Origin of the sequence: Idiomarina sp. UBA4206 (genome assembly GCF_002383015.1) — a bacterium.
In the GTDB taxonomy this organism is placed as follows: domain Bacteria; phylum Pseudomonadota; class Gammaproteobacteria; order Enterobacterales; family Alteromonadaceae; genus Idiomarina; species Idiomarina abyssalis.
In genome coordinates this window covers 13,128-18,466 of the sequence record NZ_DFTS01000013.1, presented here as the reverse complement: position 1 = coordinate 18,466, position 5,339 = coordinate 13,128, and the positions used below count along the sequence as shown (strand labels likewise).

The 5,339-nt window shown below is 48.7% G+C and carries 5 protein-coding genes and 1 pseudogene; 3 read left to right on the top strand and 3 right to left on the bottom strand.

Annotation, left to right across the window (positions count from 1 at the left end):
- Both B3180_RS02535 and B3180_RS02530 read right to left on the bottom strand, forming a co-directional pair.
- Positions 1–495 (bottom strand): Plug domain-containing protein (locus B3180_RS02535; RefSeq protein WP_286842838.1); only part of this gene is annotated, 495 nt, incomplete at its 3' end.
- 2 nt (positions 496–497) lie between these two features.
- Positions 498–1,631 (bottom strand): PQQ-dependent sugar dehydrogenase, encoded by a 1,134-nt coding sequence (locus B3180_RS02530; protein WP_199493892.1) that lies wholly within the window; start codon positions 1,629–1,631, stop codon positions 498–500.
- 130 nt (positions 1,632–1,761) lie between these two features.
- Between B3180_RS02530 and B3180_RS02525 the strand changes: the two are divergent.
- Positions 1,762–3,272: pseudogene (locus tag B3180_RS02525) on the top strand (FMN-binding glutamate synthase family protein).
- Here B3180_RS02525 and B3180_RS02520 read toward each other — a convergent pair.
- On the bottom strand, positions 3,269–4,183 hold the full coding sequence (locus tag B3180_RS02520; RefSeq protein ID WP_278356490.1) for a hydrogen peroxide-inducible genes activator: 915 nt from the start codon (positions 4,181–4,183) through the stop codon (positions 3,269–3,271). The pseudogene B3180_RS02525 and the gene B3180_RS02520 overlap by 4 nt on opposite strands.
- A 144-nt stretch (positions 4,184–4,327) precedes the next feature.
- Between B3180_RS02520 and B3180_RS02515 the strand changes: the two genes are divergently transcribed.
- Both B3180_RS02515 and B3180_RS02510 read left to right on the top strand, forming a co-directional pair.
- Complete coding sequence (locus tag B3180_RS02515) at positions 4,328–4,873, top strand: peroxiredoxin (RefSeq protein ID WP_011235799.1); 546 nt, start codon at positions 4,328–4,330, stop codon at positions 4,871–4,873.
- An 84-nt stretch (positions 4,874–4,957) separates the two neighbouring features.
- On the top strand, positions 4,958–5,339 hold a 382-nt coding region (locus B3180_RS02510), incomplete at its 3' end, for an alkyl hydroperoxide reductase (protein WP_286842833.1).

The following is a 5,339-nucleotide window of genomic DNA, read 5'->3' as shown; positions in this document are numbered from 1 at the left end:
AGTTTCAGTCGGCTTGCGGCTGAACCATTCAACCACACCGCCACCAGAATTGCCGTACAAGGTAGCTAACGGACCGCGTAAAACTTCCAGCGAATCAATGCTGTCGAGAAAAATACTTGAAGTTTGCGCCTGACCATCGGGCATAGACAAAGGAATACCGTCGACATTAAGTTGCAAACCTCTTACTCCAAACGCGGCTCGTGAGCCGAAGCCGCGAACCACCAGGCGTGTATCCTGTGCGTAGTTATAACGGCTGTCTGCCTGAATTCCTGCAACGCCGGCTAAGGCGTCACCGGCATCAATCTTCATGGAGGGTAAGGTGTTTTCAACGTTAACACGGTCAATGCTGGCCGCAGTGGTTAGCCAGGGTGTTTCGCTCTGAGTGGCTGTCACCACGACGGTTTCGTCGACTTCAGTTGAATGAACAACGAAAGAGGCCGCCAATAAAGGCAGCCCCGTGTAAGTGAGTTTTTTTAAAACTGCTGAATATGACATGGTTAATCCGCTGGTTTTATCTGAATAATGGCACCGTCAGACTCATCGGTCAGTAAGTATAGGTAACCGTCGGGCCCTTGGTTTATGTCACGAATACGTGCATCAACGGCGTCTTCAAACAAGCGCTCTTCATGCATCATGCGGCCTTCATATAAGTCCAGGCGGGCTACCAGGGAGCTTTTCAGGGCAGCAACGAAGAAGTCGCCTTTCCATTCAGGGAAAGCATCTCCCGTGTAAAAGGTGGCGCCAGCAGTTGCAATAGACGGAACCCAATAATAAAACGGCTGTTCAGTGCCTTCTTTTACGGCGTCCTCGCTGATGGTCCCACCACCGTAGTCAACGCCGTAAGTCACTTCCGGCCAGCCATAGTTTTTACCGGCTTCAGGAATATTCACTTCGTCGCCACCTTGTGGGCCGTGTTCAACCGACCATAACTTTCCGGTTTCAGGATGAATATCAGCGCCCTGCACATTGCGGTGACCGTAGGACCAAATTTCGTCAAGTGCGTTGTCGTTGCCAACAAAGGGGTTGTCTTCCGGTATGCTGCCATCCGGCCAAATACGTACGATTTTACCGTGATGATTATCCAGCGTTTGTGCATCATCCATACGTGAGTAACGGTCACCTAAGGTAATGTACAAGTGTCCCTCAGGAGAAAAGACTAACCGTGAACCAAAGTGAGCATTGCTCTCATATTTTGGTGCCTGGCGAAAGATAACTTCTTTATCCGTAAATTCTTTGTCATTAAGTTTGGCACGCATAACGGCCGTACTGTTGCCTTTACCGTCGTCCTGGGCCGCTTCGGAGTAGCTAATGTAAACCCAATTGTTTTCTTCAAAATCCGGGTCAACGGTTATATCCAGCATGCCACCCTGACTTTTAGCAACGACTTCCGGGGTGCCGCTGATTTTTTCGCGGTAGCTACCATTAGCTGATACCCAGTAGATATCTCCGGTTCGTTCTGTTACTAAAATGCTTTTATCCGGAAGAAATGTCATGCCCCAGGGGTTGGTGAAGCCGTCAGCAAGTGTGCTGACACTGACTTTATGACGTTCCGTTTCGACATCTTCAGCGGTTGCAGCAGTACTGAAAGAAGCCGCTAGTATTGCGGTTAAAACAACTTTTGGATTGAACATCGGTCTCTCCTTCTTATTGAATTACCTTCAGTATACGTCATTCATCGGAATTTTGATGACACTGTGCTTGATCTGTTCGTCGCTTTGGCCGTTAATACTGTTATCAATTGTAAAAAGGTATTGGAACTTCATGAGCAGCAAGGTGTTTAGTACCGACTCGTTACTGATTTTAGCGCAGTGGTTAGCCGCTGCTTTTGTTCTGGTTATTATTGGGTTAGTCGTTTCTGTTGGCATCATGTACGTTGTTGACAGGACGCAGAACCGACACACCATAAGACATAACTACCCTGTTATTGGCCGCTTTCGCTACATGTTTGAGCGTATGGGTGAGTTTATGCGTCAGTATTTCTTTGCTATGGATCGTGAGGAAATGCCATTTAACCGGGCGCAGCGCAGCTGGGTGTACCGGGCTGCCAAGAACGCTGATCGTAACGTTGCCTTTGGTTCAACACGTGACTTAAGTCGTACCGGAACTATTATTTTCAGCAACGCTCCCTACCCGCCTATGGCTGAGCAGGCAACATCGCCAGAACCCATTACCATTGGTCCTTACTGCGAGACGCCTTATTCTCCGGTGTCGTACTTTCATATTTCAGGAATGAGTTACGGTGCGTTGTCGCCGGTTGCGGTTAAGTCATTGTCGCAGGGGGCTGCAAAAGCCGGCTGTTGGTTGAATACGGGTGAAGGTGGCTTGTCGCCTTATCATTTAATGGGGCATTGCGACATTGTGTTTCAAATGGGAACTGCGAAGTTTGGTGTTCGCGATAAAGAAGGTCGACTCGACGAGGACCGTCTGGCAGAACTCGGTCGTCACGATAATGTGAAAATGTTTGAAATTAAACTGAGCCAGGGTGCTAAACCAGGTAAAGGCGGCATCCTCCCGGGTGTTAAATTAACAGTGAAATAGCCAGAATTCGGGGAATTGTTGAAGGCGAAGACGCAATCAGCCCAAACCGTCATCCGGAAATAAGCAATAATGAAGAGTTACTCGATTTTATCGAAAAGGTTCGTAATATTACCGGCAAGCCAACGGGTTTTAAATTTGTGATGGGCGACCCTTCATGGATCGACGAACTGATAGATTGCATTTTAACTCGCGGCGAAGAAGCCGCACCTGACTTTATCACTCTGGATAGCGCCGATGGCGGAACCGGAGCGGCACCCCAGCCGCTAATGGACTACGTTGGCTTAAGAGTCACGGAAAGCTTGCCGATACTCATCGATAAACTGACAGAAGCGGGCTTGCACGAGCGTGTCCGAGTGGTAGTTTCCGGCAAAATGATTACACCGGCTGATGTGGCCTGGGCTATTGCTATCGGTGCCGATTTCGTGACCTCGGCCCGGGGTTTTATGTTTTCATTAGGCTGTATTCAGGCTATGCAGTGCAACAAAAATACTTGTCCAACTGGCGTAACAACGGATGATCCTAAGCTGATGAGGGGGCTGGATCCTGAGAATAAGTCGGTACGTGCGGCTAACTATCACAAATATATGGAGTATGGCGTCAATATCATTGCGCACTCCTGCGGTGTAACCGATCCACGCCGGTTAAACCGCCGCCACGCCAGGGTTATTAAGCCCGATGGCGAGAGCATCAGCCTGGCGGAACGTTATCCGTTACCACCGGCCAGACGTCGTTAGTTGAGTGTATTGACCGGCAACAGGCGCGCAATTTCTTCCGCGATTTTGCGGAAGGTTTGCCGACGACTGGTGGTCGGACGGTATACCAGGCCGATATCACGAGAAGCTTCCTGACCGGTTGGCTTTAATGAAACCAAATCGGTGTTTTCTAAAATTCCCTGGTCAATGGCCATTTGCGGAACAAAGGTAGCACCTAAGCGGGCGTCTGCCATTTGCACCAGGCTGTGTAGGCTAGTCGCCGTAAAAGGATTCATTTTAATGGAATCGGTAAGCTGACAGGCCGCGACGGCGTGACCGGTCATGCAGTGCTCTTTTTCCAGCAGAAAAATACTGCGATCAGGCAGTTTGTCGTAGTCAACCGGTTCCCCGACTGTTTCCGCCAGCTCCTTATGCACCACCAGTTTGAAAGGGTCACGACCCAGTATCCATTTTTGGTTGCCCTGAATGTCCATCGGCAGGGCCAGTAAGAGAATATCCAGTTCGCCGTTACGCAGCCGGTGCAGTAAATTTTGTGTGGTATCTTCAGAAAGTTGCAGCAGTAGCTTAGGGAACTTGTCTTGTAAATTTTTACTCAGTTCGCCAATAACAAAGGGGGCTATGGTAGGAATAATGCCGAGTCTTAACGGGCCTTCCATAATATTGCCCTGCCCTTGCGCATAATGCAGTAACTCTTCCGACGCGCTAATGATGTCCCGTGCTTTTTCCACAACTTCTTCGCCTAAGGCGGTAAAGAGAAAGGACTTATGGTCACGCTCAATAAGCTGGCAGTCCAGTTGCTCTTCCAGGTTTTGAATGCCACTGCTTAACGTCGACTGGCTAACATTGCACTCGGCCGCCGCGCGGTTAAAGTTTTGCTCCTGGTGCAGCGCCAGCAGGTAACTTAGGTTTTTCAGACTTGGTAATTTACTCATGGGATACCCGTCGCGTTTTTAATTGGTATTTCCGATTATCATAATCCGTTTTATTCGTTTTATCCAATCTGTCTCCGTCCGTACACTAGCTCTCGACTCGTTAAGGAACGAATACACTTTAAATCCCAATCACGGAGACAATTTATGTTAACAGTAGGCGATAAACTACCAGAATTCAGCGTCATTGCGGCAAAACCTAAGTTCAACATGCCGGAAGAGAATGGCGAAAGCGCTTTTGAAACTATCGACAACAACAGCTTTGAAGGTAAGTGGAAAATCATTTTCTTCTACCCAAAAGACTTCACTTTTGTTTGCCCAACTGAAATTGTTGAGTTCGCTAAACTGAATGAAGACTTCGCTGACCGCGACGCCGTTGTTATGGGCGGTAGCACGGATAATGAATTTGTAAAACTGGCATGGCGCCGTGAGCACCCTGACCTTGACCGCCTGAACCAGTACTCTTTTGCTGACGACGGTTCTTTGGTTGATGGCCTGGGTGTTCGTGACAAAGCTGAGAATGTTGCTTTGCGTGCGACCTTCATTGTTGACCCGCACAACGTTATCCAGCACGTTTCGGTAAACAACCTGAACGTGGGTCGTAATCCGGCAGAAATCGTGCGTATTTTAGACGGTTTACAGACCGATGAACTCTGCCCTTGTAACCGTGCACTGGGCGGCGACACCCTTTAACCGGTGTTAATTCCCAAACCTAAGCGCTGATGGCATTGCCATCGGCGCCTGCTAGGCACTTTTACAGTATTTCAGGAGTTAAGCATGGCAATTGCAGACTACAAACAGTTATTGGGTGATCACAGTAAAGACACCAAATTAAACCTGTCGAGCTTGTTCTCAAACGTTGAGCAGTCAGGTTTAACAAATGACCAGTTCTACGGCACAGCACTTTCGCTGGTTTACACCTTGTCGAACGACGAGCTGACTCAGGCCGTGGAAGAAGAAGCCGAAGGCAAAATTGAAGAAAACGTTAAGACGGCGGCAAAAACAGCAGCGTCATTAATGGCAATGAATAACGTCTATTATCGCTTCCTGCATTTATCGAGCGATAAACAGTTTTCTAAGCTTCCTGCGGGGCTCCGCATGAACGCAATGGCGAACCCGGGTGTGGATAAAGCCGACTTTGAGCTGTTCTCACTGGCGG

Bases quoted from the DNA above. Each gene is read 5' to 3' on its own strand.
- B3180_RS02515 (WP_011235799.1), top strand. From the start codon at position 4,328: ATGTTAACAGTAGGCGATAAACTACCAGAATTCAGCGTCATTGCGGCA.
- B3180_RS02520 (WP_278356490.1), bottom strand. From the start codon at position 4,183: ATGAGTAAATTACCAAGTCTGAAAAACCTAAGTTACCTGCTGGCGCTG.
- B3180_RS02530 (WP_199493892.1), bottom strand. From the start codon at position 1,631: ATGTTCAATCCAAAAGTTGTTTTAACCGCAATACTAGCGGCTTCTTTC.